This is a genomic window from Neobacillus paridis, assembly GCF_016765675.1.
Classification (GTDB): Bacteria; Bacillota; Bacilli; order Bacillales; family Cytobacillaceae; genus Neobacillus; species Neobacillus paridis.
Genome location: NZ_JAESWB010000246.1, coordinates 1 through 628 on the forward strand (window position 1 = coordinate 1; position 628 = coordinate 628).

Below are 628 nucleotides of genomic sequence, written 5' to 3' on the forward strand. Positions count from 1 at the left end.
CCGCAGCCGCTATACCACCTGGAACGTCAGCTACAACGAAGACATCACCACCACCCAGCAGCAACTGCTCGACTCCGGATCGATCAGCACCACGGCCTTCCTGGATCAGGTGTTTTCCGCAACGATTGCCGATCCGACGGCGCGCGCGCAGGCGGTCGAGGCGTTCATCCGCGCCACCAATCTGCCCGCAACCCTGGCCAACCCGAACGCCGGCCTGTCCAACCGTTTTTTCCTGCAAAAGCGGCTGCAGGGCTCGGTGGCGCTCAACACCGGCAAGTCCACGGTGCTGGTCTCGGTCTATAACACCCTGCGCCGTCCGCAGACGGCCGTGTCCGACAACGTCGGCCTGTTTACGGGCGGCAACCAGCTGTTCATCGACGAGTCGCGCCAGCGCGGCGTGAGCGGCCTGTGGAACCTGCGCCTGACGCCATCGACGTCGATGAACCTGAATGCGCGTTACTACCGCACCACTTCATTGCTGAGCAACCGCACCGACGACAACACGCTCGTCACGCTGGGCCTGTCGCATCAGCTGTCGCCAAAAACCACCGGCACGGTTGAGCTGCGCCGCTACCAGGGCTCGTACAGCCAGACGGGAACCGATTTCCGCGAGAACGCGATCTCGGCC

1 protein-coding gene is annotated in these 628 nt (G+C 63.9%); it reads left to right on the plus strand.

Annotated features, from left to right (window positions below; all coding sequences use genetic code 11):
- On the plus strand, positions 1-628 hold a 628-nt coding region (locus JK635_RS28680), incomplete at both ends, for a TIGR03016 family PEP-CTERM system-associated outer membrane protein (protein WP_202655052.1).